24 protein-coding genes and 2 pseudogenes are annotated in these 15,730 nt (G+C 68.7%); 18 read left to right on the top strand and 8 right to left on the bottom strand.

All coding sequences use genetic code 11. From position 1 onward, the window contains the following. Window positions 1-22: 22 nt before the first annotated feature. The 8 genes and pseudogenes from ABZ906_RS11340 (at window position 23) to ABZ906_RS11305 (ending at window position 4,271) form a co-directional block, all read left to right on the top strand. Entirely contained in the window at window positions 23-1,153 is a 1,131-nt protein-coding gene (locus tag ABZ906_RS11340; protein ID WP_361380433.1) for a DUF5047 domain-containing protein, read from the top strand. Beyond that, window positions 1,153-2,226, top strand: a complete 1,074-nt coding sequence (locus tag ABZ906_RS11335) for a hypothetical protein (protein ID WP_361380430.1) — start codon at window positions 1,153-1,155, stop codon at window positions 2,224-2,226. The genes ABZ906_RS11340 and ABZ906_RS11335 overlap by 1 nt, the downstream gene beginning before the upstream one ends. Beyond that, window positions 2,219-2,512 carry a hypothetical protein gene (locus tag ABZ906_RS11330; RefSeq protein WP_361380427.1) on the top strand — a complete coding sequence of 98 codons (294 nt, stop codon included), beginning with the start codon at window positions 2,219-2,221 and terminating at the stop codon, window positions 2,510-2,512. Before ABZ906_RS11335 ends, ABZ906_RS11330 begins: the two co-directional genes overlap by 8 nt. A gap of 149 nt (window positions 2,513-2,661) precedes the next feature. Further along, entirely contained in the window at window positions 2,662-3,132 is a 471-nt protein-coding gene (locus ABZ906_RS11325; protein ID WP_361380424.1) for a hypothetical protein, read from the top strand. Then, window positions 3,129-3,335, top strand: a complete 207-nt coding sequence (locus ABZ906_RS11320; RefSeq protein WP_361380422.1) for a hypothetical protein — start codon at window positions 3,129-3,131, stop codon at window positions 3,333-3,335. The genes ABZ906_RS11325 and ABZ906_RS11320 overlap by 4 nt, the downstream gene beginning before the upstream one ends. Beyond that, a pseudogene (locus ABZ906_RS11315) lies at window positions 3,335-3,922 on the top strand (N-acetylmuramoyl-L-alanine amidase); the annotation flags it as partial. The gene ABZ906_RS11320 and the pseudogene ABZ906_RS11315, both read left to right, overlap by 1 nt. An 18-nt stretch (window positions 3,923-3,940) precedes the next feature. Then, window positions 3,941-4,075, top strand: a complete 135-nt coding sequence (locus ABZ906_RS11310) for a LysM domain-containing protein (protein ID WP_361381416.1) — start codon at window positions 3,941-3,943, stop codon at window positions 4,073-4,075. A 7-nt stretch (window positions 4,076-4,082) separates the two neighbouring features. Further along, complete coding sequence (locus ABZ906_RS11305) at window positions 4,083-4,271, top strand: hypothetical protein (protein ID WP_361380419.1); 189 nt, start codon at window positions 4,083-4,085, stop codon at window positions 4,269-4,271. Window positions 4,272-4,333: 62 nt separating this feature from the next. Here ABZ906_RS11305 and ABZ906_RS11300 read toward each other — a convergent pair whose 3' ends face one another. Next, a complete protein-coding gene (locus ABZ906_RS11300) occupies window positions 4,334-4,543 on the bottom strand; it encodes a hypothetical protein (protein ID WP_361380416.1) in 210 nt (69 codons plus the stop codon). Window positions 4,544-4,644: 101 nt separating this feature from the next. Between ABZ906_RS11300 and ABZ906_RS11295 the strand changes: the two genes are divergently transcribed. After that, on the top strand, window positions 4,645-4,863 hold the full coding sequence (locus tag ABZ906_RS11295; RefSeq protein WP_361380414.1) for a MarR family transcriptional regulator: 219 nt from the start codon (window positions 4,645-4,647) through the stop codon (window positions 4,861-4,863). A gap of 52 nt (window positions 4,864-4,915) precedes the next feature. Further along, window positions 4,916-5,083, top strand: a complete 168-nt coding sequence (locus ABZ906_RS11290) for a hypothetical protein (protein WP_361380411.1) — start codon at window positions 4,916-4,918, stop codon at window positions 5,081-5,083. Here the strand turns inward: ABZ906_RS11290 and ABZ906_RS11285 are convergent. Beyond that, window positions 5,070-5,921, bottom strand: a complete 852-nt coding sequence (locus ABZ906_RS11285; protein WP_361380408.1) for a helix-turn-helix transcriptional regulator — start codon at window positions 5,919-5,921, stop codon at window positions 5,070-5,072. The two genes, ABZ906_RS11290 and ABZ906_RS11285, sit on opposite strands and share 14 nt — an antisense overlap. A 13-nt stretch (window positions 5,922-5,934) precedes the next feature. Then, on the bottom strand, window positions 5,935-6,681 hold the full coding sequence (locus tag ABZ906_RS11280; protein WP_361380405.1) for a DUF6879 family protein: 747 nt from the start codon (window positions 6,679-6,681) through the stop codon (window positions 5,935-5,937). Window positions 6,682-6,852: 171 nt separating this feature from the next. Here ABZ906_RS11280 and ABZ906_RS11275 point away from each other — a divergent pair, with 171 nt between their 5' ends. The 4 genes from ABZ906_RS11275 (at window position 6,853) to ABZ906_RS11260 (ending at window position 8,650) form a co-directional block, all read left to right on the top strand. Continuing rightward, window positions 6,853-7,071: a hypothetical protein gene (locus tag ABZ906_RS11275; RefSeq protein ID WP_361380402.1), complete on the top strand. Its 219-nt coding sequence runs from the start codon at window positions 6,853-6,855 to the stop codon at window positions 7,069-7,071. Then, complete coding sequence (locus tag ABZ906_RS11270) at window positions 7,061-7,243, top strand: hypothetical protein (RefSeq protein ID WP_361380399.1); 183 nt, start codon at window positions 7,061-7,063, stop codon at window positions 7,241-7,243. Before ABZ906_RS11275 ends, ABZ906_RS11270 begins: the two co-directional genes overlap by 11 nt. A gap of 178 nt (window positions 7,244-7,421) precedes the next feature. Further along, on the top strand, window positions 7,422-7,619 hold the full coding sequence (locus ABZ906_RS11265) for a hypothetical protein (protein WP_361380396.1): 198 nt from the start codon (window positions 7,422-7,424) through the stop codon (window positions 7,617-7,619). An 875-nt stretch (window positions 7,620-8,494) separates the two neighbouring features. After that, complete coding sequence (locus ABZ906_RS11260) at window positions 8,495-8,650, top strand: hypothetical protein (protein ID WP_361380393.1); 156 nt, start codon at window positions 8,495-8,497, stop codon at window positions 8,648-8,650. On the opposite strand, the gene ABZ906_RS11255 is transcribed toward ABZ906_RS11260, so the two are convergent. Further along, the gene (locus ABZ906_RS11255) at window positions 8,625-9,344 is read right to left on the bottom strand and encodes a hypothetical protein (protein ID WP_361380390.1); all 720 of its coding nucleotides are present in this window, start codon (window positions 9,342-9,344) and stop codon (window positions 8,625-8,627) included. The genes ABZ906_RS11260 and ABZ906_RS11255 overlap by 26 nt on opposite strands. 309 nt (window positions 9,345-9,653) lie before the next feature. Here ABZ906_RS11255 and ABZ906_RS11250 point away from each other — a divergent pair, with 309 nt between their 5' ends. Continuing rightward, complete coding sequence (locus ABZ906_RS11250) at window positions 9,654-9,797, top strand: hypothetical protein (RefSeq protein WP_361380387.1); 144 nt, start codon at window positions 9,654-9,656, stop codon at window positions 9,795-9,797. Here ABZ906_RS11250 and ABZ906_RS11245 read toward each other — a convergent pair. From ABZ906_RS11245 to ABZ906_RS11235, 3 genes and pseudogenes are all read right to left on the bottom strand, one after another. Beyond that, the gene (locus ABZ906_RS11245) at window positions 9,772-11,322 is read right to left on the bottom strand and encodes a recombinase family protein (protein WP_361380384.1); all 1,551 of its coding nucleotides are present in this window, start codon (window positions 11,320-11,322) and stop codon (window positions 9,772-9,774) included. The genes ABZ906_RS11250 and ABZ906_RS11245 overlap by 26 nt on opposite strands. Window positions 11,323-11,380: 58 nt before the next feature. Further along, a pseudogene (locus tag ABZ906_RS11240) lies at window positions 11,381-11,770 on the bottom strand (glutathione peroxidase); the annotation flags it as partial. Between the two features lie 33 nt (window positions 11,771-11,803). Next, window positions 11,804-12,586, bottom strand: coding sequence for an ABC transporter permease (locus tag ABZ906_RS11235; protein ID WP_361380381.1), 783 nt, complete (start codon window positions 12,584-12,586; stop codon window positions 11,804-11,806). A 160-nt stretch (window positions 12,587-12,746) separates the two neighbouring features. Here ABZ906_RS11235 and ABZ906_RS11230 point away from each other — a divergent pair, with 160 nt between their 5' ends. From ABZ906_RS11230 to ABZ906_RS11220, 3 genes are all read left to right on the top strand, one after another. Next, a complete protein-coding gene (locus ABZ906_RS11230; RefSeq protein ID WP_361380378.1) occupies window positions 12,747-13,832 on the top strand; it encodes an S-(hydroxymethyl)mycothiol dehydrogenase in 1,086 nt (361 codons plus the stop codon). Next, complete coding sequence (locus ABZ906_RS11225) at window positions 13,832-14,461, top strand: MBL fold metallo-hydrolase (RefSeq protein ID WP_361380375.1); 630 nt, start codon at window positions 13,832-13,834, stop codon at window positions 14,459-14,461. Before ABZ906_RS11230 ends, ABZ906_RS11225 begins: the two co-directional genes overlap by 1 nt. 194 nt (window positions 14,462-14,655) lie before the next feature. Further along, entirely contained in the window at window positions 14,656-15,375 is a 720-nt protein-coding gene (locus tag ABZ906_RS11220; protein WP_361380372.1) for a DUF2470 domain-containing protein, read from the top strand. On the opposite strand, the gene ABZ906_RS11215 is transcribed toward ABZ906_RS11220, so the two are convergent. After that, entirely contained in the window at window positions 15,346-15,636 is a 291-nt protein-coding gene (locus tag ABZ906_RS11215; protein ID WP_361380370.1) for a YkvA family protein, read from the bottom strand. The two genes, ABZ906_RS11220 and ABZ906_RS11215, sit on opposite strands and share 30 nt — an antisense overlap. Between the last annotated feature and the right edge of the window lie 94 nt (window positions 15,637-15,730).

Genomic DNA, 15,730 nt, shown 5'->3' with positions numbered 1-15,730 from the left:
AACGAGGCGAGGGGGCGGGGCGGTGGCAGTCCAGCGCGCATCGGCCCGCCTGCTCGCGGAGATCAGGGGATCGCACCAGATCTACAGCTACGTGGATGTCATCAGCCCGACGCAGGAGCGAATGCGTCTGCCTGCCATCGGGGGAGAGGTGAGCTGCGACCGCACCGCAGCCGTGCGGCGCACCTGCAAGGCGAGCTGCGTCGACCCTTCAGGGCTGCTGACCCCGAGCGGCCCCGGCTCGCTGCTGACGCCCTACGGGACGGAGCTGCGCCCCTACCGGGGCGTGCGCTACAGCGACGGCACCACGGACGTGCTGCCGCTCGGGGTCTTCCGCCTGGCCAAGGTCAGCGTCTCGGACGGCACCGGCGGCAGCCCGGATATTCAGCTGGACGCCTACGACCTGTCGCGCACCGTGGCGCGGGACAAGTTCATCAGCCCCTACGTGATCGCGGAGAACACGAATGTGATCGATGCGATCAAGTCGATCCTGGAGAGGACGTTCCCGGACCTGTCCTACGACGCGATCAGCACCACCAGGACGACCACGGCGCCGCGTCTGTACGACGTCGGCGATGATCCGTGGGAGGCGGTCACGGAGCTGGCGCAGTCCCTGGGCTGCGACATCTACTTCGACGTAGAGGGCTGGGTCGTGATCGCCCCGCCTGTCGACATCGACGCGCTGCCCAGCCCCGACTTCCAGTACATCGAGGGCGAGCAGTGCACGATGCTCGACCTCTCCCGCGTCTTCACTGACGAACCCGGGTTCAACGGCGTCGTCCTCACCGGCGAGAGCCCGGGCGATGAGCTGCCCCCGGTCCGCGCTGTGGCCTGGGACGAGGAGCCGACCAGCGCGACCTACCATCTGGGTCCGTACGGAGAAGTGCCCCAATTCATCACAGACCAGCTCATCAAGACCACGGAGGAAGCGCAGGCCACGGCGGATCAACTGCTGCGGAACCTCCTGGGCTTCAGTGCTCAGCTCAGCATCACCGGCATCGTGAACCCCGCCTACGAGGCGGGCGCGGTCATCGAGGTGGTGCGCGAGCGGTCGCATGTCTCCGGGCTCTACGCCGTGGACGCGTTCAACGTGCCTCTTGATGCGAAAGGTACGCAAAGTCTTACTTTGCGCCAGAAAAGAACAGCGGGGGGCTGATGAGTACCCCCGAAGAGACCGTCCCGCCAGAACCGCCGGTCGCGCCGGAAGAAGCCGCAGTGCAGGACGCCGCGGCCGAAGCGGAGGCCGCGGCGGCGGCGCAGCTCAACGCCATCCGCGAGCTGGCCGCAGAGATCGCCAAGCAGGCGGTACTGGACTTCGACCCGGCCACGATCCGCAAGGGCACCGTCACTGCGATCGCGGACACGGCCACCCCGCCCACGCTGTCGGTACAGATCAGCGGCGACACCACGACGACGATCGATGGCATCCGCTACATCGACAGCTACGTGCCGGTGGTCGGCGACACCGCGCTGATCATCAAGCAGGGCACGGATCTGGTTGCGCTCGGTCAGATCGCCGCAGCCTTCTCCGCTTCGGCCTGGACGACGGTCACGCTCGGGGCGGGCTGGACGCACAACGGCAACAGCGGCGGGAACGTCCGCTACCGCAAGGTGTGGGATCACGGCAGTCCCAAGATGCAGTGGCGCGGCGTGGCCGGGCGGTCGTCCGGAACGGTGGCAGTGAGTACGCCGCTGGCCACCGGGTACCGGCCGCAGGCGCTGGTGCCCGTCACCGTGGCGCGGTCCGCGGTGGGCGGGGCGCCCGCGGTGAAGCTGGACTTCATGACGGACGGCACGGTCGTCATGGTCGGCGGCACGGCTTCGCCCAACGGCGGCAACACGTCCTCCGAGTCGGGTCACTCCCACGGCATGGAGAACAACGAGCACAACCACGGTGGGGGCGTTTCCAGCGAGGGCAGCCACACCCACGGCATCGCCAACAACGATCACAACCACGGCTCGCCGACGGGCACGACCTCGGGGCACAGTCACAGCATCGCGACGACCACGCACAAGCACGGCTCAGCGGCGGACGGCGAGCCCGGCGGCACGACGTCGGTGAACAACCACTCGCACTCGATCAACACGACGACGCACAAGCACGGAAGCCCGACGGCCGGCCAGCCCGGCGGCACGACCGGCACAGAGTCGCACCTGCATACCTTCAACCCGACGGTTGATGATCCGCCGTGGGTCTCCTTCAACGGCATCGAGTATTTCATTGATTGACATCGCCGCCGAGGCCGCGGACCCGGCCACCGGCGTCCTGGTGCAGTACGGCGCGGTCGGCGTCGTTGCCCTGCTGGCCATCGCCGCGGTGCGGGTGCTCTACGTGCGCCTGAGCGCCGCACTGGACAGGGAGACGCAGCGCGCCGACCGGCTCGAAGAGGAGCTGCGCAAGCTGAACGAGACGGTACGCAATGACTACATCGGCACCATCACTACCGCTGCGCAGGCCCTGGCCGAGGCGGGTCGCGCGATCGAGGACGCCAGGGCCGCAGTCCGACGGAGCTGATCCCATGCCAGGCGAGAGCCGCACAGACCGACTGCTGGCCGATTCGGAAGAACTGCGCGCGGACTTGCTGCGCATGGCGGCGCGCCTGATGGCTTTCGCCGAAGGTCTCACGAGCGAGGCGACGTCACTGCGTGCGGAAGCGGGGGACGATGAACAAGGAAACGCCGGACGACCGCCTGGCGCGGCTGACGGAGCTGGCGCAGAAGCTGATCGATGAAGTGCAGGAGCTGGCGGCCGACAGCGGTACGCAGATCGTGACGCTGACGAAGCGCTCGCGCACCAACCGCCGCATGATCTGGATCGTGATCGGGTCCGTCTTCCTGGACGTCGCGCTCACTGCGGCGATGGGCTTCGGCCTGGCGCAGGTGGACCAGAACGCCGACCGCATCAACGCCCTGACCCACCGCCTGGACGTGGCGCAGACCGAGACGCGCCGCGGCGCCTTCTGTCCGCTGTACGAGATCTTCCTCAGCTCCCGCTCGGATGCAGGCCGGAAGGCGGCAGAGGACCCCGAGGCCTATGACCGGGCTTTCAAGGTCATCGAGGACGGTTACCAGGCGTTGCGCTGCCCGGAGTTCACGGAGCAGAAGCAGCCATTCAGCAAGAACGAGAAGGGATGACCGTGCACCCTGCCACCGTGGCGCTGCTGCGCTACTTCGACTACGCCCACCTTCCGCCGCATCTTCAAGCTGTGAGCCGGCCCTTCCACGATCTGGCGCACGACCTGGCCGGGAGGCTGAGCGGTGCGGAGGTGTCGGCCGGTCTGCGCAAGCTGCTCGAAGCCAAGGACTGCATGGTCCGGGCCGCACTGGACTGTGGCTGATGGCGCCCCCCATGTCCGCGAGCACGTTCCTCGATGTCCTGAAGGGCGAGGGGCTGACCGTCGTGCAGGTCGGCGACTGGCGTCACCACAACCGCAACCACATGGGCGAATGGGGCCCGGTCCACGGTGTGATGATCCACCACACCGTCACATCCGGCAGCGCCCGTACGGTGCAGATCTGCCGCGACGGACACACCAGTCTTCCGGGTCCGCTCTGTCATGGCGTCATCACCAAGGACGGGCGCGTCCACCTCGTCGGCTACGGCCGCGCCAACCACGCGGGGCTGGGTGACGACGACGTCCTGCGTGCGGTCATCGCAGAGACGGCGCTGCCTGCCGACAACGAGGCGAACACCGACGGCAACCGGCACTTCTACGGCTTCGAGTGCGAGAACCTGGGCGACGGCCGCGACCCCTGGCCGGAAGTGCAGCTGGACGCCATCGAGCGGGTGTCCGCGGCGATCTGCCGTCATCACAAGTGGTCCGAGCGCTCCGTCATCGGGCACCTGGAATGGCAGCCGGGCAAGGTCGATCCGAGGGGCTTCACCATGGCCTCGATGCGCGGCCGGATCTTCAACCGCCTGCGCGCCGTCAAGGTCCACACCGTGCGCCCCGGCGAGACGCTGTCCAGCATCGGCGCGCTGGTCGACGTTCCCTGGCCGGACATCGCGAAGGCCAACAACATCAAGACGCCTTACCGGATCTACCCCGGTCAGGAACTGAAGATCCCCAAGAAGTGAGGCAGTCATGAACGTCTCGAAGTACGCCAAGGCCATCGTCGCCGGTATCGCCGCAGGCGCCGCGTCACTGGCCACCGGACTGGCCGACGGCACCCTGTCCACCCAGGACGGTCTGACCGCCGTGGCCGCCGTGCTCGCTGCCTGGGGTCTGACCTGGGCAGTGCCCAACAAGCCGCAGGGCCCGCAGGGTCTGTAACTCCGAACAGCATGAAGCCCCCTCTGCCCTTACGGGTGGAGGGGGCTTCTTTGCGTGCCCGGCTACTTCAGCGTGCCGTCCTTCTTGAGCTGCTTGATGTACGCCTTGTCGCTGCGCGCCTTCTTGATCTTTGCCTTGTTCTCGTTGATCTTTGCTGCCGCGTCCCGGTGGTCCATCCGGGCGCGGCGCACATCGGCTGCTGGGTTGAGGCCGAAGATCCGGCGCAGCCATGTGCGCTTAGTCGCCTTCTTGTCCGGGTCGAATGTCACCATGACGTCCCCCTCGCTGTTGTGCCGGAGCGTACTGCGCAAGCCCCGCCGTGGCACGGGCTCTGACTTGCCCCGGAATTCGAACACGCGCTCTACTGGCTTGCATGTACATCGTCGACTACCAGACCGAGCGCCAGGAGCAGATCCTCCGGTGCATCCGCCAGTGGGTATCCGCGCACGGCGAGCCCCCGACCCTGGCCGAGATCGGCCGGGCGGTGGGCCTGTCCAGCAAGAGCGCCGTGCACTACCAGCTGCGCAGGATGGAGGCGCGCGGCGAGGTGGTCCGCACGGGGCTGCGCTCGCGCGCCTACCGCCCGGCGTAGCTCTGTCCACAGGCACACCAGTTCCCCGGCGCCCGGCGCTACGGTGCCCGGCATGGATCAAGAGACGCGGCTGCCGCTGCTGACCCTGGACGAAGCGCACGACGTCATCGACGTCCTGGCGCACACCGAGGCGCGCGAGGGGGAGTGGGGCGAGCAGGTGCAGCGTCTGCTGTGCGAGCTGGCCGCAAGGGTGCCGTCGCGGGATGTCAGCGGGTGGTGAGCGCCCGCCGCGCCGCGTTGATGATGTTGTGGGCGTCGGCGCCGTACACGGCGGACTCGCGCAGCACGTTCCAGGTACGCAGGTAGGTGCGCACGCTCGGGGTGTCGTCGATCCACAGCTCCGCATGCCAGGTCTCCACCACCACCTTGCGGTCGTCGTAGACCCAGAAGCCGGTGGCTGCCGGGATCTTCAGGGAGGCGGCGAGCGGGATGATCCCCAGCTCGACCGTATCCATCCCGATGGCACCGTGCAGCCGGTCCATCTGCGACAGCAGTACCGAGGGCGGGCAGACCAGGGCCCTGAGGGCCGACTCCCACATGATGATGTGGAACCTCTTCGAGGGGTCGTAGAGGGCTTCCTGCCGCTTCATGCGCGAGCGCACCGCGGCGTCGGTGTCCTGCGGCGAGCGCTGGAGTTCCGCATAGCGGGTGAAGACGGAGCGGGCGTAGTCCGGGGTCTGCAAGATGCCCATGACCATGGCCGGTTCCCAGCCGCGGAAGAGCGAGGCGGCGGCGTGCTCCGCGTTGTGGGCGTTCTGTACGGCCCGGTGCCCGCCCGCGAGCTGGCGGCGCCAGGGCCGCACGCGCGACTCGACCCCGCGCAGCATCTCCTGGAGTTCACCGGCGGCTTCCGGCGAGCCGCAGCCCTTGGCGAAGGCTTCGAGGTCTTCGGCCGTGGCGGTCTGCTGGCCGCGCTCCAGGCGGCTGATCTTCGACTGCGCCCATCCGGTACGGGCGGCAAGTTGCGGGCCGGTGAGCCGACCACCAGGGGCGTTGATACGCAGTTCCCGCAGTCGCAGTCCGAGCGCTTCGCGTGCCTGCTGGTAGTCGGCCGTCACGTCTCAGCTTCCGTCAGTCCGCCGCGGCCACCTGTGCCGCGACCAGCTCGAAGGGGACGGCATGGTGCATCGCCGCGTCCCGCACCTGGGCATACCGATTCACTGCCACCGGTTCGGTAATCAGCTCGACATCCACGAGCTGGTCGTCATCGTCGAAGTTGAGCAGGGCGACCAGCCGGGAATCGAAGATCCAGAAATCCTCTGCGGGCAGGTGGTCGGCGTCGCGCCGCCACAGATTGCGGATGGACTCGCCCACCGCTGAGTTCCGCCGCGCGTTGTCGAGCAAGTAGAGCTGGCCGGGCGTGGGCGGGCTGTCGATGATCCGTACGCGGCTGAACGTCTTGCCCAGCGCGACCTGCTCGCTGCGCTCCCGGCACCAGGCGGCATCGACGCCCGTCCAGTCGACGGGATGCCCGGCGAGGAACTGGGCATAGGTCTCCGTCGCCTCGTCGCTGGCGTAGCGGCGCCGCGTCTCCAGGCGCCACGCGGTGTGCTCGAACTGCGTGAACAGCCGGTCGAAATCGGCGAGATCGATGATGTCCGGCACGCGCTGTACCTCCTTGGGGCCGAAGTCCACCAGAAGCTCAGGCGGAACGATGATCGCTGTCTCGCCGGCCCCGAGATGACGGAGCTGGGCGAGGTCATCCGGGTTCGTCAGCGGCGGCCCGTGAACGATGACCTCCCCGGATTCGGTGTCGGTGTGGACGGCGGGGCATCCGTTGACGCCGCTGCCCGTGCCGTCGAAGCGCAGTCGCCTCATGGCCGTTCCCTTCGCTGGACGGTGATCCGACCAGCTTTGCCGGGGCTGTGCCCCTGCGGTACACAGTGGCGCGCATCCGGCTCGCATACTGCTGCATTTCAAGCCAACTCCCGCGCATAATCGCGCATATCGCGTCGCGGGACCCCTGCGGCTGTCCCTAACGTCCTGGTCATGGCCACACGACCCAAGCCCGAGCCGCCGGTGAGTCCATACACGGCGACCGAGTCCCTGCGCGCGGCCCTGAGCGATGCGGGCATCGTCCTGCCGTCGCTGGGGGCCGATCACGGATCACCTGACTACGGCCTGGTGATCCTCGGCAGCGTCCGCGCCGATGTGGCCATACGACTGGCAGATGTGATCAGGCAAGGAGGCCGCGGGGATGACGGCTGAATGGGAGACCGGCGCACTGGTCGTCGACACGGAGCGCAACAGGACCGGGCGCGTGATGGGGCACGAAGGGCCGTACGTCCAGCTGCGGCCCCCGGACGGCGGACGCGAGTGGGATGCCGACCCTGCTCGCGTCCGCCCGGCCGGTGAACGGGAGCAGGTGCGGGCGGTATGAAGACGGCGAAGGCGAGGGTCAGGACCGAAGACCTCTCTCCTCAGTGCCAGTTGGGCGAGTGCACGCTGTGCCCCGGCAACGAGGTGCCGGTGTACCGGAGCGGGAAGCGCCCTGCCGAGCCGCCGCTCTTCGTGTACCGCTGCGCCCACGACTGCTCTCACGGCCGCAGGGCCGCGCGATGACCGCCATCTGCCGCGAGTGCGACCGGGACACGGCCGATCCGGTCGCCGTCGCCCTGGAGCACGCGGCGAGCGCGGGCGGACGCGTCGTCTACCTCTGCCCGCCGTGCCGCCGTCTGCTCGGGATCATGCCGCTGTCCGAGCATCCCGAGGGCAGTCACGGCTTCGTGCGCTACGTGCGGGAGCATGCCCCCTAGACCGGACAGCGGCGGGAGACCCCCGATGCCCGCCGCTGTCTGTCAGTTGGAAGACCGTCGTGTCCTCGTTCCCCCCGTCGGGGGAGCGGGGACGCAGTCATCTGCCGTAGGGGTTTCTCATCCCCCCATTTCCTTCGCACGGGGTGTGAACGGAGTGCGCTCGTCCTGTGCGCACGGGCCGTTTCGGTCACCCCTCCTTCGCAGTTGACTCGTCTTTGTGCCGGTGCGCATGGCATATGTGCACCTCACCAAAGGCCGGGCCTTGCGCCGGGCCGGTGTCCGGTACCCCCTCGCGGAGCCGCTTCCCCAGCGGCTCCGTCCTTCGTTTCGGCACTGCTGACGCAGGTGTCATCAAGGCAGGAGAAGAAAATCATGAAGTGGACATCGCGGTACTTGTTGACACTTGGAGGACACGGAGCAATATGGACCACCTCACCGGCAGTAGTTAATTGCTTCACTCGCCGGCGAGGTCACAAAAGATCCGTTCAAGGGCGGTCGGCTAAGACCCGGCCAAGCCAGGACTGGTCGCAGGCCATACACGACCCGGACGAAATCACCGGGAGGGCCAGCCGGTACCACTAGGACCGGGCCCTGGAGAGCTGCGTGTGCGGCTGGAACCCGCAGGCGCCGCGATCAGGCGGAAGGCCCCAGCCGGAGATCAAATTCTAGGTAGCACAAGCGAAAGCGACGTACACACGCCACGGGCACCCCGGTTTCCTCACGGAAGCTGCGTCTGTGGCGTGTGTACGCCAAACGCCCCGGAGACGGCCCGCCGTGTCCTTCGATGGAATCCGGGGCACGAAGCGCACCCGCTGCGCAGGGCAGCCCAGACCCCGCCGCCCGTCGTCCGTGAAGAAGCAGCCGAAGGGAGCGCCGTGCGGACCGGGGCCGAAGACGAGAATCAGGCATGGGCGAGCGAGATGGTCAGCGGCCTGCCGCCGATGGACTGCGGAGACATCGAGGATCTGGAGAGCATCCGCGATCTGGTCGCGGGAGAGCCCCCGGTCACGCGCTGGACGGAATCGGCCTAGGCCGGGAGATCCGGCGCCGGACTTCCTCTTCGCTGTCAGTGGACGATCCGGGCGCAACGAAGATCTGAAAGCCGCGCCACACCCGCCGCAGGTCGCGGTACCGCTCGATCGGCGAGGCGGACGCCCAGCCGGTGATGATCTGCCCGATGATCTTGTCGTCGAGATCGGGGACCGGGATGGTGTCCAACTGCGCCAGGCGCCGGCGTTCGGAAACGATCGCCGCGTCCAGTTCGCGCACTGCCTCGTCATGCTGGGCGATGGTGATGACGCCGCGGTCCAGCCGCTTGTCCCAGTAGGCGCGCAGATCCTCGCGCCGGGAAATCTCCGCTTCGTGCGGCTCGCGCAGTGCGCGGTGGTCGGCCTGGATTTTCCGGATAAGGGCGAGCTGCTGCGGATCGGTCAGCCTCTTCAGCGTCATCGCGGAAATGGCTCTGTCCAGAATCCGCTGGTCCGCGATCGTCTTCCCGCAACCGCCGCCGTAGGTGGCCGAAAGGTAATGGCGGCGGACGCTGCCGTCCCCGTAGGTCTTGCCGCGCGGATGGGCTGCTGCGGTGAAGTGCCCCTTGCAGGCCGCGCACCGTATCGGCGAGTCACGGCCGCTGCACAGAAAAGGGTCTTCGTGCGGGCGTCCTCTGCGGCGCTGCGGCTGTGCAGGTGGCAAGCGATCCTCCCGGTCAGGGTCAAGGATCATCATCGTGGTGGTTCAGACATCTGGCGGCGTTGCGGAGTTGACCATAGCTGCACAGCTCCTTCACTGCACCACCATCCGGCACATCTGCCGGATCAAACGCACGATCTTGGCCATGCGCACAGTGTGAGCATGGCGGATCACGGACGGTAAAGCTTGGGCTAGTGGCTTAAGGCTAGCCGTGCATTGGCTTGCCCAACCCCGTCCGCCCGTATTTATTTCGTTAACTTCCTTTAGCTCAGGGCGCTTTGGGCGCACAGCCGAGCAGAAGTGACAGCCGTCGGTGCCGATTACGGCCAATTCAGGGGGGATGCTGTGTCATCGCCGATAGCCGACGACTACCTGTCCTGGGCCCATGAGATGAACGCCGACCTGCCGCCCATGTCGGAGGAAGCCATGGATGACGTGGCATCCACGTACGACGCGGAGCAGTTCACCGGCCTTGCAGAATCGGCCTGACGGAGATCCGGTGCCTGATGTCCCTCTCCAGGGAGCTGCCGGGCTGCACGAGAATCTGGAAGCCCTGATAGGCCTGGCGCAGCCGCTCGCGCTTCACGGGCATTGTCGCGGTGGTCCACTCGGTCCGGATGTGGTCGACGGACTCCTGCTTCAGTTCCGGGGGCACCGGCGCGAGATCGAGCCTGGTCAGCTTGGCCTGTTCGTGCTCGATCTTGGCGTGCAGGTCGTCGACCATCGCCCCGTGCTTCTGGGGAGAGACCTTGCCTTCGTGCAGCCGCTGGTCCCAGTACGCCTCAAGCTCTTCCAGGGCGGCAATCTTCGTTTCGTGCGGCGCCCGCTGCTCCTGGCGCTCCCGGCGGATGCGCTCGATCTGGGCGAGCTGGCGGGGCGTGGACAGCCGGTCGACGACCAGGGCGGAGACGGTCGCGTCCAGCGTGCGCCAGTCGGCGATCACCTTGCCGCAGCCGGGGACCTTGTCGGTCTTCCAGCAGCTGTAGACGTACCGCAGGGTGCCGTCCTCGTACGTCGCCTCGCGTGAGGCCGCGTTCCCGGTCAACTGCCCGCCGCAGTCACCGCAGCGCACCGGAGAATCCTTCTTGGTGCACAGGTAGCGATCGGCCGGCGGGCGCCCGCGGCGCGATTGCACCAGAGCGTTGAACGCCTGCCACTTGGTCGGTTCGATGATCGGCTCGCCGGGCATCCTGCCCAGGATCAGCTTCGGCCCCAGCTTCACGTAGCCCGCCATGCGCGGCGCCAGCAGCGCGGAGCGCAGCGAGACGGGCGACCACGGCAGCTGCGGGCAGTCGCACGCGTACTGCTTGTACTTCACCCCGACCAGACCGTCGCGCAGCTCCCGGCATTCGGCCGTGTGGTCCTGGGCGGGAGAGTAGAAGCCGCGGCGCGTGGCGTCGTCGCAGACGTCTTCCCACTTCGCGCCGGGCTGCATGGCCAGATCCAGCGCCCTGTTCAGCGGCGCACGCTCGCTCTCGCGCACCGTGCGCCCGTCCTCTTCGAAGCCGCTGGGGCGGTAGCGTCCCCGGCGCCCCTCGCCGCGGGCGGCCTTCTGGCGGTTGCCGCGCCGGACGCGGGTGCTGAGCCGGGCGCTGTAATACTGGGCGGCCACGGCCGCGTCGTAAAAGGCTTTCTCGCCGGACGGCGTGGTGACGTCGAACTCGCCGTCACTGTCGTAGATCAGGGCGGTCCGGCCGCTGTTCTCGCGCACTTGCTTGACCGCGGAGACGATGCGGAAAGCATCTTCGACGGTGCGCAGCAGCCGTTCCATGTCGAAGATCACGGCGCCGTCGCACTCGCCGGATTCCAGGCGTGTGATCAGCCGGTCCCAGTCGTGGCGTACGACGTTCGGCTTCCAGGCGGACTTGCCCTTGTCGTCCAGGCGTTCGCCCAGCTGGGCGCCCAGTTCCCCGATACGCCTGACGTTGATCTCGTGCTGGCCGAGGATCGAGGTGTTGCGTCTGTCGCCAGCAGCCGACTCGCGGGCGTAACTGTCCAGAATGCGCGGTGCCATGCGGCGACGCTAGAACCAACTGCCGCTGACCGGCAGGGTAATGACATTAAAAAGTCGGGAATTCCTCGAAGTTCCACCGGATGTCGCCGGTGTGGCCCTCGGCGTCCGCCGTGCCCACGAGGTTCTTGTACAGGGCGTGCCGGTCGTCGCCGTTCACGTCGACCTTCTCGGTCATCGGGAACGTCACGCCGTACGTCGCCGAGCAGAACTCCGCGATCTCCTGCGACGTACCCGGCTCCTGGCCCATGAACTGGTTGCAGGGCACGCCGAGGACGGTGAAACCGCGGTCCGCGTACTGCTCGTGCAGGCGCTCGAGCCCCGCGTACTGGGGGGTGAGGCCGCACTTGGAGGCGACATTGACGATGAGGACGGCCTTGCCCTGGTACTGGCCCAGGTCGGCCGAGCCGCCCTGGAGGGCGCCGATCTCTGCATTCTCGTAGACAGACATGATTCGGAGCCTACGCGCACACAGCCCCGCCGCTCACTCTGGTCCCGTGCGGTTCAGGCGTCCGCAGGCGACCAGCTCGACGGTCGTGGCCACCGCGATCGCCTGCACCGCCATGAGAGCGATCAGGACGAACAGCTGCACCGCGCCCGCGAGCAGCGGAGAGGCCCCGCCCAGGAGCATGCCGACGAAGGCTCCGGGCAGCGTGACCAGGCCCACCGTGCGGGTCTGGTCGAGGCCGGGCAGCAGGGCGTCCGACGCGGCGGGGCGGATCACCTCCAGGCGGGCGTCCCTCTCGAGCAGCCCGAGGGCCAGGCCCGCCTCGAACTCGCCCTTGCGGGAGTGGAGTTCGTCGAGCGCCCGGCGCCCGCCGAGCACCGTCGCCGTCAGGGCCCCGCCGATCAGGATGCCGCTCACCGGAATCATGGCGATGCCGCGCACCGGGAGCAGCCCGGCCAGGGTCAGGCAGGCGACCACCGGCACGACCGGGCCCGCGATCGGCACCGCCGCCCACCACCAGCTGCCGTTGGCGGTGATGCGCCGCCCCGCGGTGCGCGCGGCGACGGCGACCATGAGGAGCAGGAAGGCGAAGAGGGCCGCGATGTGGTGGATCACCCAGCCGATCACCAGGGACACGGCACCCAGCTGCACGGCGGCCCGCAGCCCGGCCACGCACATCTCCCGCGCCCTGCCGTACGAGCCGTCGGGGGAGAGGCGGAACACGGCGGCCGTCGTGGCCGCGACGAGCAGCAGGACCAGCAGCGCCACGCCGAGCGTCGCGTTGACCGGCAGCAGGGCCTGAGCAGCGAGATCGCGCACGCGCCCACCCTAGGGCCCCGCAGATCGGGATCGGCGGGAACCGATGATCGGAACTCGTGCGTCCGGGGTCGTCGCGGACGGGCCCGGTCTGTGAGGATGCGGGAGGAACCATGTGATGCCGGACGGGCATTTAACGCCGGAAGAAAGAAGGGCTGACCTCATGGCGCAGCAGGTGCAGGGCGTGGTCGCGCGCGCGAAGGGCGAGCCGGTACGGATCGAGACGATCGTCGTGCCGGACCCGGGACCAGGCGAAGCCGTGGTGCAGGTGCAGGCGTGCGGGGTCTGTCATACCGATCTGCACTACCGCGAGGGCGGCATCAACGACGACTTCCCCTTCCTCCTCGGTCACGAGGCGGCGGGTGTCGTCGAGTCGGTCGGTGAGGGTGTCACGGACGTCGCGCCCGGCGACTACGTGATCCTCAACTGGCGTGCGGTGTGCGGACAGTGCCGCGCGTGCAAGCGCGGACGCCCCCAGTACTGCTTCGACACGCACAACGCGAAGCAGAAGATGACTCTCACGGACGGCACCGAGCTCTCGCCCGCGCTCGGCATCGGGGCCTTCGCGGAGAAGACCCTGGTCGCCGCGGGGCAGTGCACCAAGGTCGACCCGGCCGCGTCGCCCGCCGCCGCGGGTCTCCTCGGCTGCGGGGTCATGGCCGGAATCGGCGCCGCCATCAACACCGGCAACGTCGGCCGCGGCGACTCGGTCGCCGTCATCGGCTGCGGCGGTGTCGGCAACGCGGCGGTCGTGGGCGCGCGGCTCGCCGGAGCCGCGAAGGTCATCGCCGTCGACATCGACGACAAGAAGCTCGAGACGGCCAAGAGCCTCGGCGCCACGCACACCGTCAACTCCCGTTCGGCGGACCCGATCGAGGCGGTCCGCGAGCTGACCGACGGCAACGGAGCCGACGTCGTCATCGAGGCGGTCGGCCGCCCCGAGACGTACGAGCAGGCCTTCTACGCCCGCGACCTGGCGGGCACGGTCGTCCTGGTCGGGGTGCCGACACCGGACATGCGCATCGATCTGCCGCTCCTGGACGTCTTCGGACGCGGCGGCGCGCTCAAGTCGAGCTGGTACGGCGACTGCCTGCCCTCGCGCGACTTCCCGATGCTCATCGACCTCTACCAGCAGGGGCGCCTGGACCTGGACGCGTTCGTCACAGAGACCATCGAGCTGGCCGACGTGGAGAAGGCGTTCGAGCGGATGCATCACGGCGATGTCCTGCGTTCGGTGGTGGTCTTCTGATGGCGGCGCGCATCGATCACCTGGTCACCTCGGGCACGTTCTCCCTGGACGGAGGCACCTGGGACGTCGACAACAACGTATGGATCGTGGGAGACGACAGCGAGGTCGTCGTCATCGACGCGGCGCACGACGCGGACGCCATCGCGGCCGCCGTCGGGGAGCGCCGGGTCGTCGCGATCGTGTGCACGCACGCCCACGACGACCACATCGACGCGGCCCCCGCGCTCGCCGACCGCACCGGCGCGCCGATCCTGCTGCACCCCGCCGACGCGGAGCTGTGGAAGCAGACCCACCCCGACCGCGCCCCCGACGGCGAGCTGGCCGACGGGCAGGAACTGACGGTGGCGGGCACGCGGTTGCAGGTCCTGCACACCCCGGGACACTGCCATGGTGCCGTGAGCCTCTACGCTCCCGCGCTGTCCACGGTCTTCACCGGGGACACCCTCTTCGCGGGCGGTCCCGGTGCGACGGGGCGGTCGTTCAGCGACTTCCCGACGATCGTCGACTCGATCAGGGACCGGCTCCTGACGCTGCCGCCCGAGACGTCGGTGCGCACCGGGCACGGCGACAGCACGACCGTGGGCGCGGAGGCCCCGCACCTGGAGGAGTGGATCGCCCGCGGTCACTGACCGCACCGACCCCGCCGTCCGACATGGGGGACATCAACTGACGTACGGGACCGGGCACCTGTCCGGTGGCCGTCCGAAAGATCCGACCGGTCTCCCCGGCCCCGCGCGATTCGCCGCGCGGGGCCTTCTCCGTACTGGCCCTGCTCCGCGATCTCCGATAAGTTAGGCAAGGCTTACCTAATGGAGGTTCAAGGATGGGTGTCCGTCACGCCAGCACGTCCGTGCCCACCGCAGCGGCACGCGCTCGCTCGCTGCTCACCACCGCGTGGTCCTGCGCGGTGACCACGGAGATCGGCAGGGATGAACTCGTCGGCGCGCACAGCGTCACGCCGGAGGGCATCCTCCTGCTGACCCCGCCCCCCGACAGCGCGCTTGCCACCGCGATGATCTGCGCGCCGCGCGGCGAACCCTCCACCCTGGTGGAGTTCGCCGACGTCGCCCCCGTGCCGGTCAGGGACCGCGTCCGGGCCCGCCTGTGGCTCTCGGGTTCACTGGTACCCGACGGGGAGGGATTCATCTTCGCGCCGACCTGCGCCGTGCTGCACGACTCCGCGGGCGGCCGCATCGGCATCGACCTCGACGAACTCGCGCTGGCCGCCCCCGACCCCCTCGCCGAGGCCGAGGCGCGCCTGCTCACCCATCTCGCCGAAGCGCACGAGGACGCCGTCGAGCAGCTGACCCGGCTCGTGTGCGCGGACAGCCTGCACGGCGTGGTGCGCGTACGCCCGCTCGCCATCGACCGCTACGCCCTGACGCTGCGCCTGGAGAAGGCCCGCAGTAAGGCGGACGTACGCCTCGCCTTCGACGAGCCCGTCGAGGACGTCGCCCAGGTCACCGAACGCATGCACATCCTGCTCACCAAAGCCCGGCACCTGCGCCGCCCCCTACTGCGCCCCACGCCTCCCGAAGCCTGAATCCGCCGGCTTCATGGACCGCAGCGCGAGCAGGAGCACCCCGATGTCGTCGAGGAACACCGGATCGGGCAGCAGATCGGCCGGCAGGACGAGATAGGCGACCGCACCCCAGAACACCCACTGGCGCTCGACCGGCAGCCCCGCTCTGCGCAGATCCCGGCGCGCGCGGACCAGACGTACGAGCAGCGCGATCGCGACCGCGAGTGTCGCGGCCACCAGGATCGCGCCGGCCACAAGGAGGACCGTGACTTCCGTGCTCATCAGACCCTGACCTCCGTCCTGCGACGCCCTGCGGCGTCCTGCCACGTCCTGCCACGTCCTGAGCGGGCACACGGCCCGGGCTATGAGTACCCGC

It is taken from the genome of Streptomyces sp. NPDC046925 (assembly GCF_040644915.1).
Taxonomy (GTDB): domain Bacteria; phylum Actinomycetota; class Actinomycetes; order Streptomycetales; family Streptomycetaceae; genus Streptomyces.
This window is presented reverse-complemented; position numbering and strand designations above follow the sequence as displayed.

Excerpts from the sequence above, each read along its gene's own strand:
- ABZ906_RS11295 (WP_361380414.1), top strand. The coding sequence starts at position 4,645 with ATGTACATCGTCGACTACCAGACCGAGCGCCAGGAGCAGATCCTCCGG.
- ABZ906_RS11255 (WP_361380390.1), bottom strand. The coding sequence starts at position 9,344 with ATGATGATCCTTGACCCTGACCGGGAGGATCGCTTGCCACCTGCACAG.
- ABZ906_RS11215 (WP_361380370.1), bottom strand. The coding sequence starts at position 15,636 with ATGAGCACGGAAGTCACGGTCCTCCTTGTGGCCGGCGCGATCCTGGTG.
- ABZ906_RS11225 (WP_361380375.1), top strand. The coding sequence starts at position 13,832 with ATGGCGGCGCGCATCGATCACCTGGTCACCTCGGGCACGTTCTCCCTG.
- ABZ906_RS11325 (WP_361380424.1), top strand. The coding sequence starts at position 2,662 with ATGAACAAGGAAACGCCGGACGACCGCCTGGCGCGGCTGACGGAGCTG.
- ABZ906_RS11270 (WP_361380399.1), top strand. The coding sequence starts at position 7,061 with ATGACGGCTGAATGGGAGACCGGCGCACTGGTCGTCGACACGGAGCGC.
- ABZ906_RS11220 (WP_361380372.1), top strand. The coding sequence starts at position 14,656 with ATGGGTGTCCGTCACGCCAGCACGTCCGTGCCCACCGCAGCGGCACGC.
- ABZ906_RS11335 (WP_361380430.1), top strand. The coding sequence starts at position 1,153 with ATGAGTACCCCCGAAGAGACCGTCCCGCCAGAACCGCCGGTCGCGCCG.
- ABZ906_RS11305 (WP_361380419.1), top strand. The coding sequence starts at position 4,083 with ATGAACGTCTCGAAGTACGCCAAGGCCATCGTCGCCGGTATCGCCGCA.
- ABZ906_RS11275 (WP_361380402.1), top strand. The coding sequence starts at position 6,853 with ATGGCCACACGACCCAAGCCCGAGCCGCCGGTGAGTCCATACACGGCG.
- ABZ906_RS11265 (WP_361380396.1), top strand. The coding sequence starts at position 7,422 with ATGACCGCCATCTGCCGCGAGTGCGACCGGGACACGGCCGATCCGGTC.
- ABZ906_RS11230 (WP_361380378.1), top strand. The coding sequence starts at position 12,747 with ATGGCGCAGCAGGTGCAGGGCGTGGTCGCGCGCGCGAAGGGCGAGCCG.
- ABZ906_RS11280 (WP_361380405.1), bottom strand. The coding sequence starts at position 6,681 with ATGAGGCGACTGCGCTTCGACGGCACGGGCAGCGGCGTCAACGGATGC.
- ABZ906_RS11320 (WP_361380422.1), top strand. The coding sequence starts at position 3,129 with ATGACCGTGCACCCTGCCACCGTGGCGCTGCTGCGCTACTTCGACTAC.
- ABZ906_RS11300 (WP_361380416.1), bottom strand. The coding sequence starts at position 4,543 with ATGGTGACATTCGACCCGGACAAGAAGGCGACTAAGCGCACATGGCTG.
- ABZ906_RS11290 (WP_361380411.1), top strand. The coding sequence starts at position 4,916 with ATGGATCAAGAGACGCGGCTGCCGCTGCTGACCCTGGACGAAGCGCAC.
- ABZ906_RS11245 (WP_361380384.1), bottom strand. The coding sequence starts at position 11,322 with ATGGCACCGCGCATTCTGGACAGTTACGCCCGCGAGTCGGCTGCTGGC.